General features: G+C 73.0%; 20 protein-coding genes. 14 read left to right on the top strand and 6 right to left on the bottom strand.

The window, feature by feature from the left end; all coding sequences use genetic code 11:
- Positions 1-301: 301 nt before the first annotated feature.
- The 6 genes from ACZ53K_RS02265 to ACZ53K_RS02290 all read left to right on the top strand — a co-directional run bounded on the left by ACZ53K_RS02265 (position 302) and on the right by ACZ53K_RS02290 (position 5,392).
- Positions 302-1,066 (top strand): metallophosphoesterase family protein, encoded by a 765-nt coding sequence (locus ACZ53K_RS02265; RefSeq protein ID WP_468831877.1) that lies wholly within the window; start codon positions 302-304, stop codon positions 1,064-1,066.
- Positions 1,067-1,216: 150 nt separating this feature from the next.
- Positions 1,217-1,690, top strand: coding sequence for an SRPBCC family protein (locus ACZ53K_RS02270; RefSeq protein ID WP_468830919.1), 474 nt, complete (start codon positions 1,217-1,219; stop codon positions 1,688-1,690).
- Between the two features lie 2 nt (positions 1,691-1,692).
- Positions 1,693-2,898, top strand: a complete 1,206-nt coding sequence (locus ACZ53K_RS02275; RefSeq protein WP_468830922.1) for an ArsA family ATPase — start codon at positions 1,693-1,695, stop codon at positions 2,896-2,898.
- 107 nt (positions 2,899-3,005) lie between these two features.
- Positions 3,006-3,554: a DUF5304 domain-containing protein gene (locus ACZ53K_RS02280; protein WP_468830925.1), complete on the top strand. Its 549-nt coding sequence runs from the start codon at positions 3,006-3,008 to the stop codon at positions 3,552-3,554.
- Positions 3,555-3,643: 89 nt separating this feature from the next.
- Positions 3,644-4,585 (top strand): ROK family glucokinase, encoded by a 942-nt coding sequence (locus ACZ53K_RS02285; protein WP_468830927.1) that lies wholly within the window; start codon positions 3,644-3,646, stop codon positions 4,583-4,585.
- Positions 4,586-4,591: 6 nt separating this feature from the next.
- Positions 4,592-5,392, top strand: coding sequence for an endonuclease/exonuclease/phosphatase family protein (locus ACZ53K_RS02290; protein WP_468830930.1), 801 nt, complete (start codon positions 4,592-4,594; stop codon positions 5,390-5,392).
- 60 nt (positions 5,393-5,452) lie between these two features.
- Here the strand turns inward: ACZ53K_RS02290 and ACZ53K_RS02295 are convergent, their stop codons facing one another.
- The 3 genes from ACZ53K_RS02295 to ACZ53K_RS02305 all read right to left on the bottom strand — a co-directional run bounded on the left by ACZ53K_RS02295 (position 5,453) and on the right by ACZ53K_RS02305 (position 8,443).
- Positions 5,453-6,682, bottom strand: coding sequence for an SGNH/GDSL hydrolase family protein (locus ACZ53K_RS02295; RefSeq protein WP_468830933.1), 1,230 nt, complete (start codon positions 6,680-6,682; stop codon positions 5,453-5,455).
- A 197-nt stretch (positions 6,683-6,879) separates the two neighbouring features.
- Positions 6,880-7,659, bottom strand: a complete 780-nt coding sequence (locus ACZ53K_RS02300) for a hypothetical protein (protein ID WP_468830935.1) — start codon at positions 7,657-7,659, stop codon at positions 6,880-6,882.
- Positions 7,646-8,443: an alpha/beta hydrolase gene (locus ACZ53K_RS02305; protein ID WP_468830938.1), complete on the bottom strand. Its 798-nt coding sequence runs from the start codon at positions 8,441-8,443 to the stop codon at positions 7,646-7,648. The genes ACZ53K_RS02300 and ACZ53K_RS02305 overlap by 14 nt, the downstream gene beginning before the upstream one ends.
- A 187-nt stretch (positions 8,444-8,630) precedes the next feature.
- Here ACZ53K_RS02305 and ACZ53K_RS02310 point away from each other — a divergent pair, with 187 nt between their 5' ends.
- From ACZ53K_RS02310 to ACZ53K_RS02330, 5 genes are all read left to right on the top strand, one after another.
- Positions 8,631-9,398, top strand: coding sequence for a lysophospholipid acyltransferase family protein (locus tag ACZ53K_RS02310; protein WP_468830941.1), 768 nt, complete (start codon positions 8,631-8,633; stop codon positions 9,396-9,398).
- A gap of 28 nt (positions 9,399-9,426) precedes the next feature.
- Positions 9,427-10,740 carry a MacS family sensor histidine kinase gene (gene macS / locus ACZ53K_RS02315; RefSeq protein ID WP_468830944.1) on the top strand — a complete coding sequence of 438 codons (1,314 nt, stop codon included), beginning with the start codon at positions 9,427-9,429 and terminating at the stop codon, positions 10,738-10,740.
- Positions 10,741-10,763: 23 nt separating this feature from the next.
- Positions 10,764-11,408, top strand: coding sequence for a response regulator (locus ACZ53K_RS02320; protein WP_468831879.1), 645 nt, complete (start codon positions 10,764-10,766; stop codon positions 11,406-11,408).
- A 231-nt stretch (positions 11,409-11,639) separates the two neighbouring features.
- On the top strand, positions 11,640-12,668 hold the full coding sequence (locus ACZ53K_RS02325; protein ID WP_468830947.1) for a 6-phosphofructokinase: 1,029 nt from the start codon (positions 11,640-11,642) through the stop codon (positions 12,666-12,668).
- Between the two features lie 254 nt (positions 12,669-12,922).
- A complete protein-coding gene (locus tag ACZ53K_RS02330; protein ID WP_468830950.1) occupies positions 12,923-13,939 on the top strand; it encodes a 2-hydroxyacid dehydrogenase in 1,017 nt (338 codons plus the stop codon).
- Here the strand turns inward: ACZ53K_RS02330 and ACZ53K_RS02335 are convergent.
- Positions 13,905-15,830 (bottom strand): anthranilate synthase family protein, encoded by a 1,926-nt coding sequence (locus tag ACZ53K_RS02335; protein WP_468830953.1) that lies wholly within the window; start codon positions 15,828-15,830, stop codon positions 13,905-13,907. The genes ACZ53K_RS02330 and ACZ53K_RS02335 overlap by 35 nt on opposite strands.
- A 166-nt stretch (positions 15,831-15,996) precedes the next feature.
- Positions 15,997-16,848, bottom strand: coding sequence for an alpha/beta fold hydrolase (locus tag ACZ53K_RS02340; RefSeq protein WP_468830956.1), 852 nt, complete (start codon positions 16,846-16,848; stop codon positions 15,997-15,999).
- 139 nt (positions 16,849-16,987) lie between these two features.
- Here ACZ53K_RS02340 and ACZ53K_RS02345 point away from each other — a divergent pair, with 139 nt between their 5' ends.
- The 3 genes from ACZ53K_RS02345 (at position 16,988) to ACZ53K_RS02355 (ending at position 20,269) form a co-directional block, all read left to right on the top strand.
- Positions 16,988-18,370 carry an aminotransferase-like domain-containing protein gene (locus ACZ53K_RS02345; protein WP_468830959.1) on the top strand — a complete coding sequence of 461 codons (1,383 nt, stop codon included), beginning with the start codon at positions 16,988-16,990 and terminating at the stop codon, positions 18,368-18,370.
- Between the two features lie 93 nt (positions 18,371-18,463).
- Positions 18,464-19,813 (top strand): class II 3-deoxy-7-phosphoheptulonate synthase, encoded by a 1,350-nt coding sequence (locus ACZ53K_RS02350; RefSeq protein WP_468830962.1) that lies wholly within the window; start codon positions 18,464-18,466, stop codon positions 19,811-19,813.
- A gap of 144 nt (positions 19,814-19,957) precedes the next feature.
- The gene (locus ACZ53K_RS02355) at positions 19,958-20,269 is read left to right on the top strand and encodes a (2Fe-2S)-binding protein (protein WP_468830965.1); all 312 of its coding nucleotides are present in this window, start codon (positions 19,958-19,960) and stop codon (positions 20,267-20,269) included.
- 94 nt (positions 20,270-20,363) lie between these two features.
- Here the strand turns inward: ACZ53K_RS02355 and bfr are convergent, their stop codons facing one another.
- The gene (gene bfr / locus ACZ53K_RS02360; RefSeq protein WP_468830968.1) at positions 20,364-20,843 is read right to left on the bottom strand and encodes a bacterioferritin; all 480 of its coding nucleotides are present in this window, start codon (positions 20,841-20,843) and stop codon (positions 20,364-20,366) included.
- Positions 20,844-20,979 lie beyond the last annotated feature (136 nt).

The following is a 20,979-nucleotide window of genomic DNA, read 5'->3' on the forward strand; positions in this document are numbered from 1 at the left end:
CGCCGGCCTCACGACGCTGTGTGCCGGCCGGCTGCGGTCCATGATCAGGCAGGGGGGGGTGGACTGCCCGGACGTTACCCACCGGTATTGCTTTTGGGATAGGGGGGTACGCCCAGATGTTCGATGCGTCACAGCGGTGTGACACGCGCCTGGACACGCCTGGGGACTGCTCCGCGCAGAGTAGACCAGGCTTTCGGTGACCGGGAAGTAACCGCAGGTGGGGCCCCTCTCCCGGCGGTACGCCCGACCCGCCTCCCGGCCGTGGGCCAAGGGATCTAGGGTGACCGTCATGCGAGTGCATGTGGTCAGCGACGTACACGGCAACGGACGGGACCTCGCCACGGCGGGCGACGGGGCCGACGCCCTGGTCTGCCTGGGCGACCTGGTCCTCTTCCTGGACTACGCCGATCACTCGCGCGGCATCTTCCCCGACCTCTTCGGCGTCGAGAACGCCCACCGGCTGGTCGAGCTGCGCACCGCCCGCCGCTTCGAGGAGGCCCGCGCGCTGGGCCGGCGGCTGTGGGGCGACATCGAGCGGGCCGGCGGCGACCGGCCGGCCGTGATCGAGGAGGCCGTCCGCCGGCAGTACGCCGAACTGTTCGCCGCCTTCCCGGAGCCGACGTACGCCACCTACGGCAACGTGGACATCCCCCGCCTCTGGCCGGAGTACGCCAAGCCCGGCACCACCGTCCTGGACGGCGAGCGGGTGGAGATCGGCGGCCGGGTCTTCGGGTTCGTCGGCGGCGGACTGACGACGCCCATGCGGACCCCGTACGAGATCAGCGACGAGGAGTACGCCGCCAAGGTCGAGGCCGTCGGCGAGGTGGACGTGCTGTGCACCCACATCCCGCCGGACGTCCCGGAGCTCTGCTACGACGTCGTCGCCCGCCGCTTCGAACGCGGCAGCGCCGCCCTCCTGGACGCGATCCGCCGCACCCGCCCCCGCTACGCGCTCTTCGGGCACGTGCATCAGCCGCTGGCCCGGCGGGTACGCGTGGGCGCCACCGAGTGCGTCAACGTGGGGCACTTCAACGCGACGGGAACGCCGTACGTCCTGGAGTGGTGACGGACTTCCGGGCCGGTCCCGGGCCCGATACCGGGGCCGACCGGATCGGCCGGGGAGCCGGTCCGGGGCTCTTTCGCCGCGCGGTAGCCTTCAGCAGCAGGGATACGCGTCTGGCGGACCGGCACGAATCGGCATGGAGGAGTCACGGCGATGGCCGAACACACCAGCTCTAGCATCACGATCGAGGCGGCACCCGCCGAGGTGATGGGAGTGATCGCCGACTTTGACCGCTATCCGGACTGGACCGGCGAGGTCAAGGAAGCCGAGATCCTCAGCAAGGACGACCAGGGCCGTGCCGAGCAGGTCCGCCTGCTGCTGGACGCCGGTGCGATCAAGGACGACCACACCCTCGCCTACACCTGGACCAGCGAGCACGTGGTCAGCTGGTCGCTGGTGAAGTCCCAGATGCTGCGCACCCTCGACGGCTCCTACCGGCTGGTGCCGCTGGCCGGCGGCGCGCACACCGAAGTGACGTATCAGCTGACCGTCGACGTCAAGATCCCGATGCTCGGCATGATCAAGCGCAAGGCGGAGAAGGTCATCATCGACCGCGCGCTGGACGGGCTGAAGAAGCGCGTCGAGAGCGGCCCCGCGGCCCCCGCCGGCGAGGCCAAGAGCCTCTGACCATGCGCACCGTCCTCGTCACCGGTCCCGGCGGCGCCGGCCGCACCACGCTCGCCGCCGCCACCGCGCTGGCCGGTGCCCGGCGCGGTGGGCGCGTCCTGCTGCTCACCGCCCGCGGCGGCGCGGCGGAACGCACGCTGGGCACCCGCCTCGGCCGCCCCGGCGACGGCCCGGTGCCCGTCGCACCCGGCCTGCACGCCCGGTGCGTCGACGCCGGCGACCACTTCCGCCGCGAAGCGCTCGCCTTCCAGGAGCGCGCGGGAGCCGCCCTCGACCTCTTGGGCGCCGCACCCCTGGACGAGGACGAACTGACCGAACTGCCGGGCGCGGAGGCGTTCGCCCTGCTCCACGAGCTGCGCGCGGCCCACGAGACGGCCGGGCCCGACGGCCCGGACACGGTCGTCGTCGACATGCCGCCCGCCGCCGACACCGTCGCCCTGCTCGCCCTGCCCGAACAGGCCCGCCGCTACCTTCGCCGCCTGCTGCCGCCCGAGCGGCAGGCCGCCCGTGCGCTGCGGCCGGTGCTGGCACAGCTGGCGGGCGTGCAGATGCCCACGCAGAAGCTGTACGAGGCCGCGGAGCGCTGGGAGCACGAACTCGCCGCCGTACAGCGGATCATCGACGACCCCGGCACGACCGTACGGATCGTCACCGACGCGGGCCCGGCCGCCGTCGCGGACCTGCGGGAGGTGCGCTCGGGCCTGGCCCTGTACGGGCACCGCACCGACGCCGTCGTCGCCAACCGGCTGCTGCCCACCGAGTCGGCCGACCCGTTCCTGGCCGCGCTCTCCGGACAGCAGCAGAGCGCGCTCAAGGCACTGCGCGAGGAGTTCCCCGAGGCACCGGTCATCGAGGTGCCGCACCTGGGCCGCGACCCCGAGGGCACGGAAGAGCTGGACGCGCTGATCCGCGGCACGGTCGGGGAACCGGCCGCCCCCGGGGACGCCGACGACACCTGGACCGTCGAGGACCGGCTCGCCTCGGACGGCATCCTGGTGTGGCGGGTGCCGTTGCCGGGCGCCGAACGCGACGGGCTCGGGCTGCTGCGGCGCGGTGACGAGGTCGTCGTCACGGCCGGCCGCTACCGGCGGATACGCACCCTGCCCTCCGCGCTGCGCCGCTGTTCGGTCTCCGGCGCCGGGCTGCGGGACGGCGCGCTGCACATCCGCTTCACCCCCGATCCCGATCTCTGGCCCCGCGGTCACTGAACGGCACACCGCCGTTCGGGTAACGTCGGAAGAAGCAGCACCGTCTTCGAACCGCCGCACACGCGGCGGGTCCAGATCCGCCTCGCCGCCGCAGGAGTGAGTCCGCCATGAGCGATGCCACCGAGCGCCCCGCCGACCGTACGGACCGGTTCGACGCCGATGCCTGGGAAACGGCCTGCGCCGAGGACCTGGCGGCCGAGAAGGCCCGCCGCCGCGCGCAGTACGGCCCGCCGCCGGGCAGCGCCGCCGAGGAACTGCGCCGCCTCGCGGAGGCCGTCACCGACAAGCTGGCCGGCATCCAGCTGCCGGGCGCGCTCGCCGGAATGGCCGCGCAGGGCGCCGTACAGCAGCTCTTCCGGCAGGCCAAGGCCGTCGTCGAGCCGGTCGTCGAGCGCAATCCGGAGGTCTTCGACCACCTCGCCGCCGCCGGGTCCGAGCTGATGGCCGCCTACCGCTCGGCCGTCGAGAACAGCGAGCGCCGCTGGACCCGCGAGGCCGCCGGCGAGTCCGCGCCGGCCGACGCGCGGGAGGCCGCCGGTCCGGACACCGGCCGCGACACCACCGACATCCGGGACCACCGCGACAAGCGTGATGACCAGGGCTCCCGCCGGGACGACGAAGGACCGGCCGGCACCGAGCGGATCGACCTCGACTGACCCGCCCCTTACAGCCGGAGGGCACGGGCGCCGCCCCCCACTCCGGTACGGTTGTACGCGGCGGGGTACGACCAATAACTGAGGGACACATGGGACTCACCATCGGCGTCGACATCGGCGGCACGAAGATCGCGGCCGGCGTGGTCGACGAAGAGGGCACGATCCTCGAAACGTGCAAGGTGCCGACCCCGCAGGCCACCGACGCGCTGACGGAGGCCATCGCCGACGCGGTCCGCGCCGTCGGCGCCGGCCACCAGGTCGAGGCCGTCGGCATCGGCGCCGCCGGCTATGTGGACGAGAAGCGGGCCACCGTCCTGTTCGCGCCCAACATCGACTGGCGCCACGAGCCGCTGAAGGACCGCGTCGAACAGCGCGTCGGCCTGCCCGTCGTCGTCGAGAACGACGCCAACGCGGCGGCCTGGGGCGAGTACCGCTTCGGCGCCGGCCAGGGCCACAGCGACGTCATCTGCATCACCCTGGGCACCGGCCTGGGCGGCGGCATCATCATCGGCAACAAGCTGCGCCGCGGCCGGTTCGGCGTCGCCGCCGAGTTCGGCCACATCCGCGTCGTACCGGACGGCCTGCTGTGCGGCTGCGGCAGCCAGGGCTGCTGGGAGCAGTACGCCTCCGGCCGCGCCCTGCTGCGCTACGCCCGCCAGCGCGCCTTCGCCACCCCCGAGAACGCCGAGGTGCTGCTCTCCATGGGCGACGGCAGCTCCGAGGGCATCGAGGGCCGGCACATCAGCGAGGCCGCCCGCCAGGGCGACCCGGTCGCCATCGACTCCTTCCGCGAACTGGCCCGCTGGGCCGGCGCGGGCCTGGCCGACCTGGCCTCGCTGTTCGACCCGTCCGCCTTCATCGTCGGCGGCGGCGTCTCGGACGAGGGCGAACTGGTCCTCGACCCGATCCGCAAGTCCTTCCGCCGCTGGCTGGTGGGCAACCAGTGGCGGCCGCACGCCCAGGTGCTCGCCGCCCAGCTCGGCGGCAAGGCCGGACTGGTCGGCGCCGCCGACCTGGCCCGCCAGGGCTGACCCGCGGTGCCGGCCGCGCTGCCCGCCTCCCGAACCGAGCCGGGCTCCGCTTCCGAAGACTTCGCATCGAGCGGAGGCGGAGCGAAGCGGAGCGGCTCGGCCGTGCTCCGTGTGCTCAGCTACAACGTCCGCTCCCTGCGCGACGACCGCGCGGCGCTGGCCCGGGTGATCCGGGCCTGCGCCCCGGACATCGTGTTCGTGCAGGAGGCGCCGCGGTTCTTCCGCTGGCGCAAGAGCGTGGCCAAGCTGTGCCGGGCCACGGACCTGGTGCATGTGACGGGCGGTGCCACCGCCGCCGGCCCGATGATCCTCTCCTCGCTGCGCGCCCACGTGGAGCGCACCGAGGACATCCTGCTGCCCCGCACCCCCGGCCTGCACCAGCGCGGTTTCGCGACCGCGGTGGTACGGATCGGGGGCGCCCGGATCGGCCTGCTCAGCTGTCACCTCAGCCTGCAGGCCGACGAACGATACGGCCAGGCGGGCCTGCTGCTGGAGCGGCTGCGCGCGCTGGACACTCCGTACGCCGTCGCGGCAGGTGACCTGAACGACCGGCCGGACGGGCGCGCCTTCCGGCGGCTGGCGGACTCGCTCACCGACGCCTGGACGGCGGCGCCGTGGGGCGGGGAGTTCACCTCCACGCCCCACGACCCGCACCAGCGCATCGACGCCGTCTTCACGACCGGCGGCGTCGAGGTGCTGGGCTGCGGCGTACCGCGCGACCTGCCGGGCCTGAGCCACGGCGATCTGCTCGCCGCCACCGACCACCTGCCGGTGCTGGCGGCCCTCCGGGTGCCGGCTGCCACGTAGGTCGCGCCCTGAGAAGCCGCGTAGGCCGGGCTTTGAGAACCGGCCAGGGCCCGGCGGCGCTCAGGACAGCTTCATGTTCGGTTCGCCGCGCCCGTTGCGGCCGGTACCGCCGCCGGTGCAGGTGAGCCGGCTCTTGGGGGCCTTGTCGCTGTTCACCGAGGTGTACGCCTGCCGCAGGCAGTTCCGCAGGGCCAGCTGACCCCAGTGGTTCGGGTGCAGCGCCTCCTGCACCTGGAACGGCGGCAGCACCGCGGTGACCGTGCGCACCCAGCTGATCCACTCGGTCTTGTCGGTCGCCCCCGGGTCCGTCCACCTGCTCACCGTGCCGCGCACCGGCTCGACCAGCCCGACGCCGCGCTCGCACAGGCGGTGCCCGTCGAAGGCGTGTGTGATGTCGAGGAAGCGGACGTTGTCCAGGCCGCTCTTGTCGATGCCCCGCTCCACGGCCCGGCCGACGGTCGGCAGCACACTGTCCACTGCCCAGTCGGCGTCCCGGTCGTTGAACGCGCAGCCGCCCATCGTCTGGCGCGCGCCCAGCGCCGCCGGGTAGCGGAAGTCGCGGCCGTGCGGGATGGGGGCCGGGTAGTTCTGCACGACCACGTCGTACTCGTCGGTGTCGTGACCGGCCCGCAGCATCGCCTGCTTGACGTTGCGCAGCCCGCCCGCGATGTCGTCCGCCCGCCGCTCCACCGCCTGGTCGGTGAATCTGGCGCGGTTGGCCGCGTCCTGGCTGCACGACTTCGGCAGCGGGCTCAGGTACGCCAGGACACAGGACGTGATCACGTCGCCGAAGCCGAAGTCGTTGCCGCCGACCGAGACGGCGACCATCCGCACCGGGTGGTCGCGGGCGTACTCCTCCAGCTGCTTGGCCTGCCCCGGCACGCCCGCCGCGTCCGAGAAGTCCAGGCCCGGCTTGGCGACGCCCTTCGAGGAGCGGAAGGAGTCGGTACGGGCGCCGGAGCAGGCCAGGTTTTCGCTCGCGGTGCCGGGCAGCCCGAGGTGGATCTCGGCGGAGCGCGAGCGGTGGCACTTGGCGATCCGCTCGGCGGTGCGGTTCGCGTTGTCGAAGTACGCGGTCGGGCCGAGCGCGTCGACGCGGGGGAAGTTGGCCGGATTGGCGTTGGTGTTGCCGGCCCAGCGCCCGGCCTCGCCGGAGATGTAGGAGTCGCCGAGGGAGACCACCGCGCCCGGGCCCGGGGCGGCCTGCCGCTGCTGCGGCGAGCCGGCCGCTGCGGGGGAGGTGGCCAGCAGGCCGGTCACCGCGGCGACGGTCGCGGCGGCCGCGGCCACCCGGGTACGACGACGTGGACGTGAACATGGCGACGAGAGCGGATGGCGCACGGGGGTCCTCCCGGGAACACGGCCGGATACTCGGCGTGATCCTTCCCGTTCGCAGCGTCAACGCCGGTCAGGACACCTGGCGCGGGAGGGTGAATCCCCGGGCGTGCGGGGGACGGCGGCCCGGCCGCGGGCGGCGGCCGGTGCGGTCATACGACCGCGCCGCCGCCCGGCAGTTCCTCGTCGTCCTCGTCGTCGTGCTTCATCCGGGCCACGAGCGTGGCGAAGCCGCCCAGGAAACCGCCGATGCCCAGCAGCGTGATCCACCAGGTGACGGGCTGCTGCAACAGCACCATCAGCACCAGCAGCAGCGGCCCGCCGAGGACCGCGAGCCAGGCGAACTTGGCGGTCACGTCGGCACTGGGCAGCGGAGGCGGCTCGGGCGGCACGAAGTGCCCCTCGTCCGACCCGTCGAGGTCGTCGTCGGACGCCTCGGCCGCCGACCAGTCGCGCGGGCCGACGCCGGGCGCGAAGACCACGAAGCTGCCCACGCCGTTCCCGCCGGGCCGGTCCGGGGAGCCGGGGGAGGGCTCGCTGCGCGGCCGCTCCTCGACGGTCAGGCCGCCGTCGTCCCGGTCGGTGCGGTCGGTGCGGTCGGTGCGGTCGGTGCGGTCAGTGGGGTCCGTGCGGTCCGTGCGGTCCGTACGATCCGTGCCGTCCGTGCGGTCCGGCCGTCCCTGGCCGGTCTTCTCCGGGGGCTTGCCGTCGGCCCGCTGCCCGCCGGCCCCGCCCGCGTCCGTACGGGACGAGCCCGCGTCCGTACGGGCGGGACCCGTACCGTCGCCGCCGGCCGTCTTCATGCCCGTACTGGAGACAGGCCCGTCCTCGTCCGGGAAGTCGGGTGCCTTGCCGTACCCGGCCACGATCTCGGCCCAGGCGGCTTCCTCGTCCAGCGGATCGCGGGGATCGCGGGGGCTACGCTCCTCCACCGGAAGCCCTCTCCTCACTCTCCACACCCGCGCGCACGCTCGGCGCCAGTCGGGCGATGAAGTCGTAGGTTTCCTCGAAGATCCGCTCGGCGTCGTGGTCGAGCGTGGCGACGTGATAGCTGCGCTCCAGCAGCGTCTGCCGTACGTCCTTGGAGGACACCCGGCTCAGCACGCGCTCGGAGTCGGCCGGCGGCACGACGTGGTCCTGCGGGCTGGTCAGCACCAGCAACGGCTGGGTGACCTTGGGCAGTTCGGCGTCGACGAGCTGGAAGAAGCGGCGCAGTGAGTGCGCGGCGTGCAGCGGCACCCGGTCGTAGCCCAGCTCGTGGGACCCGGGCTTGGCGATGTCGTCGGCCAGGCCCTTGGTCGTACGGACCACGTGCCGCAGCACCGGCAGCAGCGGGGCGGCGGCGTCGTGCACCTTGTTGCCCGGGTTGACCAGCACCAGGCCGCTGATGGCGGCGCCGTGCCGCTCGGCCAGCCGCAGCGCCAGCGCGCCGCCCATCGACAGGCCGCACACGAAGACCCGCTCGCACCGTTCGGACAGCGACCGCAGCTCGCGGTCGACCTCGGCGTACCAGTCCTGCCAGGTCGTGAGCTGCAGGTCCTGCCAGCGGGTGCCGTGTCCGGGCAGCAGCGGGAGCGAGACCGTCAGGCCGCGGTCGGCCAGATACCCGGCCCAGGGGCGTACGGACTGGGGGGAGCCGGTGAAACCGTGGCAGACGAGGACGCCGGTCCGGCCGCCGTCGCGGCGGAACGGCTCGGCTCCGGGAAGCAGCGGCACCGGGGGACTCCGATCGGTGAGGGGCCGGGCGGCAACGGGTTGCGCGGGTTACTGGAAGCCTACGCGGAGCGGCGCCGGGCGGATAGGTCCGGCGGTCCCCTCGGAACCCGCCGAGGAGAGGGGGGCGCCGGGGCAGGTTAAGGTCTTTGCGTCACACACAGGAGGCAGTGGGTTGATCTACGGCGCAATGAAGTTTTCCATCGGCGGATCGCTGAAGCTGGCTTTCCGTCCCTGGGTGGAGGGCCTGGAGAACATCCCCGCAACGGGACCCGCGATCCTGGCGAGCAACCATCTGTCCTTCTCGGACTCCTTCTTCCTGCCCGCGGTGCTCGACCGCAAGGTCACCTTCATCGCCAAGGCCGAGTACTTCACCTCGCCGGGCGTGAAGGGCAAGCTGACCGCCGCCTTCTTCAAGGGGGTCGGCCAGCTGCCCGTGGACCGCTCGGGCGCGCGCGGCGCGGGCGAGGCGGCGATCAAGAGCGGCATCGAGGTGCTGGAGCGCGGTGAGCTGTTCGGCATCTACCCGGAGGGCACCCGCTCGCCGGACGGCCGGCTCTACCGCGGCAAGCCCGGCGGCCTGGCCCGGGTGGCGCTGGCCACCGGCGCCCCGGTCATCCCCGTCGCGATGATCGACACGGAGAAGGTGCAGCCGCCGGGCAAGGTGATGCCGAAGATGATCCGGCCCGGCATCCGCATCGGCAAGCCGCTGGACTTCAGCCGGTACCACGGCATGGAGGGCGACCGCTTCATCCTGCGCTCGGTGACCGACGAGGTCATGTACGAGATCATGAAGCTGTCGGGCCAGGAGTACGTGGACATCTACGCGACCGCCGCCAAGCGGCAGATCGCGGACGCGGCCAAGAAGAAGGCCGAGGCGGAGAAGGCGGCCAAGGCCGCCAAGGCGCAGGCCGCGGCGGCCACGGAGCAGCAGGGCAAGACCGGCACCGAGGCGTAGACGCGCCCCGGCACAGGGTGGGGGCGAGATGGCAGAGGCAGAGATACGGCCCGTGGCCGGCGCGGCGGCGGGCAAGGGCCGGGGGCGGCCGCAGCGCGTGGTCCGGATGTCCGTGGAGCTCCCGCTGTGGCGGGCGCTGACCGGCTACCGCGTCATGACCCTGGTCTACGTCCTGGTCCTGTTCGCGTTTTCGTACGACCAGTACGAGCACCCCCTCGTCGCCGCCGCGTACATGACGGCGCTGACCGTGTGGATGGGCTTCACCTGGCGGCGTACGACCTCGGCGGAGCGCTGCACCCGGGCCTTCCTCATCGGCGACCTGTCCTTCGCGCTCGGCGGCATCCTGCTCACCCTCGTGGCGGACAGCCACGAGCGGATCATGGACGGCGCGGCGACCCTGCCCTCCATCTGGACGGCGGGCGCGGTGCTCGGCTTCGCGATCAAGGGCGGCTGGCGCTGGGCCGCGGTGGCCTCCGCGCTGGTCGCCGTCGTCAACCTGGTCGAGCGCCAGGAGCTCGCCCGCGACACCATCCACAACGTGGTGCTGGTGTGGGTGGCCAGCGTCGCCATCGGCTACGTGGTCGAGGTGGCCCGCGCCAGTGAGCGCACCCTCGCCCGCGCCCTCCAGATCGAGGCCGCCACCCGCGAGCGGGAGCGGCTGGCCCGCGACATCCACGACAGCGTGCTCCAGGTCCTGGCGATGGTGCAGCGGCGCGGCGCCGCGATCGGCGGCGAGGCGGCCGAGCTGGGCCGGATGGCGGGCGAGCAGGAGATCGCGCTGCGCACGCTGGTCTCCAGCGGGCTGGTGCCGCCGCCCCGCACGGCCGTATCCGGAGCCGTGGACGACCTGGTCCGCACCCCGGAGGAGGCGCTGGCCGCGCCGGTGCCGTGCGCCGAGGAGGGCCCCGACGCCGGGCCCTGCGACGTACGGGCCCTGCTGGCGCCGCACGCCGGGGCGCGCGTCACGTTCTCCGAGCCGGGGGCGCCCGTCGTGCTCCCGGCGGCCGCCGCCGCGGAGCTGGCGGCCGCTGTCAGTGCCGCGTTGGACAATGTCAGGGTGCACGCGGGTGCCGGGGCGCAGGCGTGGATCCTGGTGGAGGACGAGCCGGACGAGGTGGTCGTGACGGTGCGGGACGACGGTCCCGGCATCCCCGACGGGCGCCTCGCGGACGCCGAGCGCGAGGGCCGGCTGGGGGTGGCCCTGTCGATCCGCGGCCGGCTGCGGGACCTGGGCGGCAGCGCCGACTGGATCTCGGTCCCCGGCCAGGGCACGGAAGTGGAGCTGAAAGTCCCCAAGGGCGGCGCGCCCGAGGGCCGGAAACGGGGGAGGAGCACGGCGTGAGTGAGCCGCAGGGCGTGAAGGTGATGGTGGTCGACGACCACCCGATGTGGCGGGACGCGGTCGCCCGCGACCTGGCCGAGGCCGGTTTCGAGGTGGTGGCGACGGCCGGGGACGGGCCGCAGGCGGTGCGCCGCGCGCAGGCCGCGGCGCCCGACGTCCTGGTGCTGGACCTGAACCTGCCGGGCCTGCCCGGCGTGGAGGTCTGCCGGGAGCTGGTCGGCGCCAACCCCGCCCTGCGGGTGCTGGTGCTCTCCGCCAGCGGCGAGCACGCCGATGTGCTGGAGGCGGTCAAGTCCGGCGCGACGGGCTATCTGCTCAAGTCGGCCAGCACGGCGGAGCTGTTGGACGCGGTGCGCTGTACGGCGGCCGGTGACCCGGTGTTCACGCCGGGCCTGGCCGGGCTGGTGCTGGGGGAGTACCGCCGGCTGGCGACCGAGCCCGCCCCGGCCGCCGAGGACGAGCCGGGCGCGCCGCAGCTGACCGACCGGGAGACCGAGGTGCTGCGTCTGGTCGCCAAGGGTCTGTCGTACAAGCAGATCGCCGAGCGGCTGGTCATCTCGCACCGCACGGTCCAGAACCACGTGCAGAACACCCTGGGCAAGCTCCAGCTGCACAACCGCGTCGAACTGGTCCGGTATGCGATAGAACGCGGCCTGGACGAGGTCTGAGTCCCGGCCCTTCCCGCCCGGGTGTGCCGCGCGGGCTCCGGCCGTCGGCGCGCGATGCGCTCGTACGAGTGAACGCATCGCGTCAAGTCCCCGGCATTTCCGGGGAATTCGCTTTCCTCCCCATCCCTGGGTGACGTGCATCACCATTAGCGTGACCGGCGTCGGCACAGCACGGCCGCGCGCGGCCACCGGCGGGTGCGCGGCCCCTCACGGGATGAAGGTGAAGAAGCGATGCGGGTCGGAGTACTGACCGGCGGCGGTGACTGCCCCGGTCTCAACGCGGTCATCCGAGGCGTGGTGCGCAAGGGCGTCCAGGAGTACGGCTACGACTTCGTCGGCTTCCGGGACGGCTGGCGCGGTCCCTTGGAGGGCGACACGGTACCGCTCGACATTCCCGCCGTGCGCGGCATCCTGCCCCGCGGCGGCACGATCCTCGGCTCCTCGCGGACCAACCCGCTCCAGCAGGACGACGGCGTCCGCCGGATCAAGGACACCCTCGCCAAGGAGGAGGTCGAGGCGCTGATCACGATCGGCGGCGAGGACACCCTCGGCGTCGCCGCCCGGCTCTCCGGCGAGTACGGCGTGCCCTGCGTCGGCGTGCCCAAGACGATCGACAACGACCTGTCCGCCACCGACTACACCTTCGGTTTCGACACCGCCGTCGGCGTCGCCACCGAGGCCATCGACCGGCTGCACACCACCGCCGAATCGCACATGCGCGTCCTGGTCGTCGAGGTCATGGGCCGGCACGCGGGCTGGATCGCGCTGCACTCCGGCCTGGCGGGCGGCGCCAACGTCATCCTCATCCCCGAGCAGCGCTTCGACGTCGACCAGGTCTGCGCCTGGATCGAGTCCCGCTTCAAGGTCCGGTACGCGCCGATCGTGGTGGTCGCCGAGGGCGCCATGCCCAAGGACGGCCAGATGGTCCTCAAGGACGGGTCGAAGGACTCGTTCGGGCATGTGCGGCTGTCCGGCGTGGGCGAGTGGCTGGCCAAGGAGATCGAGGAGCGTACGGGCAAGGAGGCCCGGACGACGGTGCTCGGCCACACCCAGCGCGGCGGCACGCCCAGCGCCTTCGACCGCTGGCTGGCCACCCGCTTCGGGCTGCACGCGATCGACGCGGTGCGCGACGGGGACTACGGGACGATGGTCGCCCTGCGCGGCACGGACATCGTCCGGGTGCCGCTGGCGGAGGCGACCGCGAAGCTCAAGACCGTCGACCCGCGGCTGTACGCGGAGGTCGGGGTCTTCTTCGGCTGACCCGGTGGGCGGGGTGCGGCCGGACCGGCGGACGGCGGTCCCGCCGCACACCGCTGTGCGCGTCCGCATCCCGCCGTGCGCGCCCGTGCGCCGCTGGGTACGTCCGCACACCGTCGTACGCGCCCGATGTCGCCGTGCGCGCCGGGCGGGCGGCCGGGCCGCGCCCCGCGCCGTATATTCGGCCGTGTCACCGCATATGCCCCAAAGCGGGTGCCGGTGGCCGGACCGGAGAAACGGCAACGTCGGGAGACCCCGTGGAGATCATCGCGTTCGGCGTGCAGGCGGACGAGCGGCCGCTGCTGGTGAAGGCCTTCGCCGGCCGCCACCAGGTCCGCTGCCTCGACGTCTTCCTCAACCGCGACACCGCCCCGATCGCCGCGGGCTACGAGGTCGTCAGCGTCAGCGTCAACGCCGACCTGAACGCCGAGGTGATCCAGGAGCTGTCGGCGGGCGGCACGAAGATGATCGCCCAGCGCGCCACCGGCTACAACAACATCGACCTGGAGGCCGCGGCCGACCTGGGCCTGACCGTCGGCCGGGTCTCCGCCTACTCGCCGTACTCGGTCGCGGAGTTCGCCTGGGGCCTGGCGATGGCCGTCAACCGCCGGATCGTCCGGGCCGCCAACCGCACCCGCAACTTCGACTTCCGCCTCGACGGGCTGCTCGGCCGCGACCTGCACGGGCGTACCGCCGGCGTGCTCGGCACCGGCAAGATCGGCGAGGCGTTCACCCGGATCGCCCACGGCTTCGGGATGAACCTGCTGGGCTGGGACATCGCCGAGAACCCCCGCTGCACCGAACTGGGCATGACCTACGTCGGCCAGGACCGGCTGTTCGCCGAGTCGGACCTGATCAGCCTGCACGTGCCGCTGATGGAGTCCACCCGCCACCTCATCGACGCGGCCGCGCTGGCCGCCATGAAGGACGACGCGATCCTGGTCAACTCCAGCCGCGGCGGCCTCGTCGACACCGCGGCGCTCGTGGAGACCCTCAAGGCCGGCCGGCTCTCCGGCGTGGGCCTGGACGTCTACGAGGAGGAAGCCGGGCTCTTCTTCTTCGACAAGTCCCTGGAGGTCATCCACGACGACACCCTGGCCCGCCTGATGACCTTCGGGAACGTGCTGGTCACCTCGCACCAGGCGTACTTCACGGAGGACGCGGTCGGCCAGATCATCGACGCCACCGTCCGCAACGTCGAGGACTACCTGGCCGGCCGCACCAACGAGAACCTCCTCGTCACACCAGGACAGCGGCCAGCAGCTGTGCGGTGATCGCCGCCCCGTCCAGCGTCAGCACGGACTCCGGGTGGAACTGCACCCCCGCGAAGCCCGGACCGCGCAGCGCGTGCACCTCGCCGGAGTCCGCATCCCGGCTCAGCTCGACCCGGTGCATGGCCAGTTCGGCCACCGCCGCCTCGTCGCAGCGGGCCGTGAAGGTGTTGTAGAAGCCGACGGTCTCCGGGCGGCCGAAGAAGTCGATGCGCTCCTGCGCGCCCTGGAACGGCACCTCCTTGCGCACGGTCTCCAGGCCCAGCTCCGCGGCGATCAGCTCATGGCCCAGGCAGACACCGAGCAGGCCGTACCGGTGGTCGCGGACCAGCTCCGCGGTCAGCGCCCGCAGCAGCCGCATCTTCGGGTCGGCGGCGTCCGACGGGTCGCCGGGGCCGGGGCCGAGCACGACCGGCCCCTCGTGGGCCGCCGCGGCCGCCCGCAGCCCCGGCTCGTCGTACCGGCGCACGGTCACCGTCAGCCCCGAGGTGCGCAGCAGGTGCGCCAGCATCGCGGTGAAGGTGTCCTCGGCGTCGATCACCAGGGCGTGGCCGGACAGCGCGGCGGTCGGCGCGCTGCTCTGCATGCGCAGCCAGAAGGGCGCGAGGTCGGCGCGGCGGGCGTCGAGCGCGGCCCGTACCCGCGGGTCGTCGGCCAGCCGGGGCCGCCCGGCGTTCGCCTCCCCGCGCTCCGGCGCGGGGCGCGCGCCGAGCGCGGTCAGCACCCCGGCGGCCTTGGCGTGCGTCTCGGCGACCTCGGCGCGCGGTTCGGAGGCCCGTACGAGCGTGGCGCCGACCGCCACCCGCAGCCCGCCGTCCGCGCCGATGTCCGCCGTACGGATCAGGATCGGCGAGTCCAGCGTCTGCGCGCCGCCCGCGTCCCGCCCGATCAGTGCCAGCGCCCCGGCGTAGTAGCCGCGCCCGCCCACCTCGTGCCGCTCGATGACCCGGCAGGCGTTCTGCACCGGCGAGCCGACCACGGTCGCCGCGAACATCGTCTCCTTCAGCACCTCCCGCACATCGAGCGAGGAGCGCCCGCGCAGCTCGTACTCCGTGTGCGCGAGGTGCGCCATCTCCTTGAGGCGCGGCCCGACCACCACACCGCCCTTGTCGCCGACGGTGCACATCATCTTCAGCTCCTCGTCGACGACCATGGACAGCTCCTCCACCTCCTTGCGGTCGCCCAGGAACTCCAGCAGGTGCTCGGGGCTCGGCCCCTCGGCCGGGTAGCGGTAGGTGCCGCTGATCGGGTTCATCACGACCGTCCCGCCGGACATCCGTACGTGCACCTCGGGGCTGGCGCCGACCAGCGTGCGCACGCCCGGCCGGTGCACGACGTACGTCCAGTAGGCGCCGCGCTCGCCGGCCAGCAGCCGCCGGAACAGGGCCAGCGCGTCGGGCGCGCCGAAGCCGGGGATGTCGCCCTGGAACGTGCGCCGGATGACGAAGTTGGCGCCCTCGCCGGTGCCGATCTCGTCCCGCAGGACGCGCTCGACGATCCCGGCGTACGCGTCGTCGTCCACGTCGAAGGCGCCGCCCTGCACCGCCACCTCATGGGCGGGGAGTTCCGCCAGCACCTCGTCCAGCGGCAGCTCGTACGCCTCCTTTGGGCGCAGCACCGCCAGCGGTGTGCCGTCGTCGCGCACGTCGAAGCCGCGCTCGCGGATCTGCCGGAACGGCACCAGCGCCAGCGCGTCGGTGACCGCCGCGCCGCCCTCCGGTACGCCGTCGCCGAGCGGGATGCCATCCAGCCGCGGCACCTCGGTCACCTCGCCGACCAGCACCTCGACGGTGCCGGCGGCGGGCCGGCCGGGCGTACGGCGGTGCAGCAGGGCGAACGGCGGGCAGCCGGGGGTCAGCAGGCGTCGCAGGACGTCGGTGGTGGAGCGAGGCATGGCGGCGGTTCCTTCCGGGAGGGGAGGAACGGCCCGCACAACACGGAAGGCCGCCCCTCGGGCGGCCTTCGCGATGTCAGTGGGTACGCGCGATCAGTGGGCCGCCGGTTGAGCGGTCCACCACCAGTTCATGTTCATGGCCGGTTGCGCGTGCATGGGCGTCACCCTACCCGACGGCGGGCTGCCCGGGCGGTGGCGTGGACGGCACGGCGGGGAGCGTCCCGAGGAACGCGGTCAGCGCGGCGTTGAAGGCGTGCGGCTGTTCCAGGTTGGGCAGATGGGCGGCGTCCTCGATGACGGCCAGGCGCGCGTCCGGGATGCGGTCGCGCAGGAACTCGGCGTCGGCGACCGGGGTGTAGGTGTCGTCGCGGCCGACCAGGACGAGGGCCGGTACGGCGAGCCGGGCCAGCGAACCGGTGTAGTCGGGACGTTCCGCGCGGCCGCGCAGTGCGGCGGCAGCGCCCTCGGGCGGCGTGCCGAGCATCATGCGCCGTACGTGTTCCGCGGCGGCGGGCCGGGCGGCGATGGTGCGTGGCGAGACCATCTTGTCCAGGACCTCTTCCGTGTAGCCGCGCATTCCTTCGCGGAGCAGCCGGTCGGCCATGGCGTTGCGTGCCCGGTGCCCTTCGGGGGTCTCGGCGCGGGCGAAGGTGTCCGCGAGGACGAGGGCGCGCAGCCGCTCCGGGAAGCGGCGGGCGCATTCCATGGCGATCTGGCCGCCCATGGACAGACCGCCGAGGACGATCCGGTCCGGCACCGCCAGGTGGTCCAGGAGTGCGGCGAGGTCGGCCGCGAAGGTCTCCAGGCGGGTCGTGCCCGGTACGGCCCGGGAGGCGCCGTAGCCGCGCAGGTCCGGTACGAGGACGCGGTGTCCGGCGGCGGCCAGCGCGGCGGTCTGCGGGGCCCACATCGTGTGGTCGAAGGGGTGCCCATGGATCAGAAGAATCGTTTCTCCACCCGCGCCGCCGGTGTCCTCGTACGCGGTGGTGATGCCGTTGACGGCAGCTGTACGCAGCACAACTCGCCCCTGTTCGTCGGTGCTTTCGGCGGCCGGCCTGTTGACGGCTCGATGCTAGGGCGGGCATCATCTCAGTGCAATAAAAACATTGCACTCGGTGCAATGCGGAGTGCAGGACTCGCGACGGCCGGGAGGGCCCGTGGAGGACTACCAGCGCATCGCCGACGCCGTCGCCGCCGACATCGCCGCCGGCCGCCTGCGCCCCGGCGACCGCCTCGCCACCCAGCGCGCCTTCGCCCGCGCCCACGGCATCGCCAACTCCACCGCCACCCGCGTCTACCGCGAGCTGGCCCGCCGCGGACTGACCGTCGGCGAGGTCGGCCGCGGCACCTACGTACGCGCCGCCCAGCACGCCCCCGGACCCGCGCTCGCCGAACCCGCCGACCCCGCCCGCCGCACCCGCGTCAACCTCGAACTCAACTACCCCGAGGTCCCCGGACAGGCCGCCCTCCTCGCCCGCGGGCTGGAGCCCCTGCTCCGCCCCGACGTGCTGAGCGCCGCCCTGACCGTGACCCCCGCCACCGGCTCCGCGCCCGCCCGCGAGGCCTTCGCTGCCCTCCTCGGCCGCGCGGACCTGCGCCCCGACCCCGCGGGCCTGCTGTTCGCGGGCAACGGCCGGCAGGCCATCGCCGGGGCGCTCGCCGCGCTGGTGCCGCCCGGCGGGCGCCTCGGCGTCGAAGCGCTCACGTATCCGCTGGTCAAGTCCATCGCCGCCCGCCTCGGGGTCACCCTCGTACCGCTGGCCGCCGACGAGGACGGCCTGCACCCGGACGCCGTACGGGCGGCCCACCGCGGCACCCCGCTGCACGCCGTCTACCTCCAGCCGACGCTGCACAACCCGCTCGGCGTGACCATGCCCGCCGGGCGCCGCGCCGAGCTGGCCGAGACGCTGCGCGCACTGGACCTGTGGGCCGTCGAGGACGCCGTCTGGTCCTTCCTCCTCGACGACGGCCGGCAGGCCGGGCTCCCGCCGCTGGCCGCCCTGGCGCCCGAGCGCACGCTCCTGGTCGACAGTCTGTCCAAACGCCTGGCGCCCGGCCTGACCACCGGGTTCGTGCTGGCGCCGCCCGCGCACGCCGAACGGGTCGCCGCCGCCCTGCGCTCCGGCGGCTGGACGGCCGGCGCCTTCGCCCTGAACGCCACGGTCCGCTGGCTGCACGACGGCGTGGTCACGACGATCGTCGAGGCCAAGCGCCGGGACGCCGCCGACCGCCAGACACTGCTGCGCGAGCGCCTGGCCGGCTTCCGGGTACGGGCCGACCCGGCCTCCTATTTCGCCTGGTGGGAGCTGCCGCAGGGGTGGCGGGCCGAGACCTTCCTCGCGGCCGCCGCCCGGCGCGGCATCGCCGTCACCCCGGCCGCCGCGTTCGCCGTCGGCCCGGAGGGCACGCACAGCGCCGCGCCCGCCCCCAACGCCATCCGCGTCGCTCTCGCCGCGCCCGCCCCCGACGACCTGGCGTACGCGCTGGACACGCTGGCCGCCATCGCCCGCGGCACCCCGGAGGACTCCGTGCCGGACTGAGTCCCCTCTTCACGCGGGCCGTCGGAGTGGGACCTTCGTCTCACATCCCGGTCGGCGAGATGGACCCCCGTCCGGACCCCGTAAAGTTGACGCGTGACCGTGAACGCTGAAATCCATGCCGGTGGCAACACCTGGCGAGACCTGCCCGCGGCGCAGCAGCCTGAATGGCCGGACCAAGAGGCTCTGCGCGATGTGATCGCGGAGCTGGAGTCCTATCCGCCGCTCGTCTTCGCCGGCGAGTGCGACCAGCTGCGCGAGCGCCTGGGAGCGGTCGCCCGTGGTGAGGCGTTCCTGCTCCAGGGCGGCGACTGCGCGGAGGCGTTCGACGCCGTCTCGGCCGAGCACATCCGCAACAAGCTCAAGACCCTGCTCCAGATGGGCGCGGTCCTCACGTACGCCGGGTCGGTCCCGGTCGTCAAGGTCGGCCGGATCGCGGGCCAGTACAGCAAGCCGCGCTCCAAGCCCACCGAGACCCGCGGCGGCGTGACGCTGCCGACCTACCGCGGCGACTCCGTCAACGGCTTCGAGTTCACCGAGGCGGCCCGCATCCCGGACCCGCAGCGCCTCAAGCGGATGTACCACGCCTCCGCCGCGACGCTGAACCTCGTCCGGGCCTTCACCACCGGCGGCTACGCCGACCTGCGCCAGGTCCACGCCTGGAACCAGGACTTCGTGAAGTCCTCGCCGTCCGGGCAGCGCTACGAAGCGCTGGCGCGCGAGATCGACCGGGCGCTGAACTTCATGAACGCCTGCGGGGTGGACCCGGAGGAGTTCAAGACCGTCGAGTTCTACGCCTCCCACGAGGCGCTGGTCCTGGACTACGAGTCCGCGCTGACCCGGACCGACTCCCGTACCGGAAACCTCTACGACGTCTCGGGCCACATGGTCTGGATCGGTGAGCGCACCCGCCAACTGGACGGCGCGCACCTGGAGTTCGCCTCCCGTATCCGCAACCCGATCGGCGTCAAGCTGGGCCCGACGACGACCGCCGAAGATGCGCTCACGCTCATCGAGCGCCTCGACCCGGACCGCGAGCCGGGCCGGCTGACCTTCATCACCCGGATGGGCGCGGACAAGATCCGCGACAAGCTGCCCGAGCTGGTCGAGAAGGTCACCGCCACCGGCGCCCAGGTCGCCTGGATCTGCGACCCGATGCACGGCAACACCTTCGAGGCCGCCTCCGGGCACAAGACCCGGCGCTTCGACGATGTACTGGACGAGGTCAAGGGCTTCTTCGAGGTCCACAAGGGCCTCGGTACGCACCCGGGCGGCATCCACGTCGAGCTGACCGGCGACGATGTCACCGAGTGCGTGGGCGGCGGCGACGAGATCTTCGTCGACGACCTGCACCAGCGCTACGAGACCGCCTGCGACCCGCGGCTCAACCGCAGCCAGTCGCTGGACCTGGCGTTCCTGGTGGCGGAGATGTACCGCGACCAGTAGGCCGACGGGTCCGTGGGGCCGTACCGACACGCCGATGGGGCGCGGATCACAGGATTCGCGCCCCATCGCCGTTGTTACCGGACTTTCGTCCCGGGTAAGGTAAGGGTAACCTCACCGCGGAACAGGTCGACGGAGGTGACCCGCGTGTACGTCTGCTCATGCTTCGGCATCACGGAGCAGCAGGTCCGTGACCACGCGGACTCCGGTGCCTGCACCCCGCGCCAGATAGCCTCCGCCTGCAAGGCGGGCACCGACTGCGGCGGCTGCGTCCGCCGCATCCAGGCGCTGCTCGGCCGGGGCGCGTGCCCCCGGCGCGAACTGATCGACCAGGGCGCCCCCGAACCGCTCGGCACCGAGCCGTCCGAAGAGGCGGCCGCCGGAACGCGCGGACCGTACGACATCGCGCCCCACCCGGCACCCGACATGGCACCCGGCGCCCTGCCGGAAGCAGCCTGAAGCCACCCCGGGCACCGCGCGCCGATCAGAAGACGGCCCGGAGCGCTCTGCCGTACGGCCCGGCTGAAGGAACGGTTCGCTGGAGCGGACCGCCTCAGCCCTCCGGCTGCTCGATCACCTGGGCGAGATACAGCGCCTCACCGAGCTTCTCGATCAGATCCAGCTGGGTGTCCAGATAGTCGATGTGGTGTTCCTCGTCGGCCAGGATGCTCTCGAAGATGTTGGCCGAGGTGATGTCCCCCTTGGCCCGCATCAGCTCGATGCCCCGCTTGAGCCGGTCGATGGCCTCCACCTCGACCTGGCGGTCCGCCTGGAACATCTCGGTGACGGTCTGGCCCACCCGGACGTGGAAGAGCCGCTGATAGTTGGGCAGGCCGTCCAGGAAGAGAATGCGGTCCGTGAGGATTTCCGCGTGCTTCATCTCGTCGAACGACTCGTGCCGGGTGTACTTGGCCAGCTTGGTCCAGCCGAAATTCTCCTGCATCTTCGCGTGCAGGAAGTACTGATTGATGGCGGTCAGCTCGGCGGTCAGCTGCTCGTTGAGGAATTCGATGACCTCGGGGTCGCCCTGCATGACAGCGGGCTCCTTCCACGCGAGTACTGGCAGGTGCCGCGCATCCTTGCACCGTCGTGAGCTGGGCGTCCAGTAAGTGCACGCTTAGTACGAGTTGCCCGAATCGCTGCCTCCCTGGTCACCGGCACCCCTGATG

Source organism: Streptomyces sp. NPDC033221 (genome assembly GCF_055577005.1).

Excerpts from the sequence above, each read along its gene's own strand:
- ACZ53K_RS02275 (WP_468830922.1), top strand. The coding sequence starts at position 1,693 with ATGCGCACCGTCCTCGTCACCGGTCCCGGCGGCGCCGGCCGCACCACG.
- ACZ53K_RS02285 (WP_468830927.1), top strand. The coding sequence starts at position 3,644 with ATGGGACTCACCATCGGCGTCGACATCGGCGGCACGAAGATCGCGGCC.
- ACZ53K_RS02325 (WP_468830947.1), top strand. The coding sequence starts at position 11,640 with ATGCGGGTCGGAGTACTGACCGGCGGCGGTGACTGCCCCGGTCTCAAC.
- macS (WP_468830944.1), top strand. The coding sequence starts at position 9,427 with ATGGCAGAGGCAGAGATACGGCCCGTGGCCGGCGCGGCGGCGGGCAAG.
- ACZ53K_RS02310 (WP_468830941.1), top strand. The coding sequence starts at position 8,631 with ATGAAGTTTTCCATCGGCGGATCGCTGAAGCTGGCTTTCCGTCCCTGG.
- ACZ53K_RS02335 (WP_468830953.1), bottom strand. The coding sequence starts at position 15,830 with ATGCCTCGCTCCACCACCGACGTCCTGCGACGCCTGCTGACCCCCGGC.
- ACZ53K_RS02280 (WP_468830925.1), top strand. The coding sequence starts at position 3,006 with ATGAGCGATGCCACCGAGCGCCCCGCCGACCGTACGGACCGGTTCGAC.
- bfr (WP_468830968.1), bottom strand. The coding sequence starts at position 20,843 with ATGCAGGGCGACCCCGAGGTCATCGAATTCCTCAACGAGCAGCTGACC.
- ACZ53K_RS02270 (WP_468830919.1), top strand. The coding sequence starts at position 1,217 with ATGGCCGAACACACCAGCTCTAGCATCACGATCGAGGCGGCACCCGCC.
- ACZ53K_RS02320 (WP_468831879.1), top strand. The coding sequence starts at position 10,764 with ATGGTGGTCGACGACCACCCGATGTGGCGGGACGCGGTCGCCCGCGAC.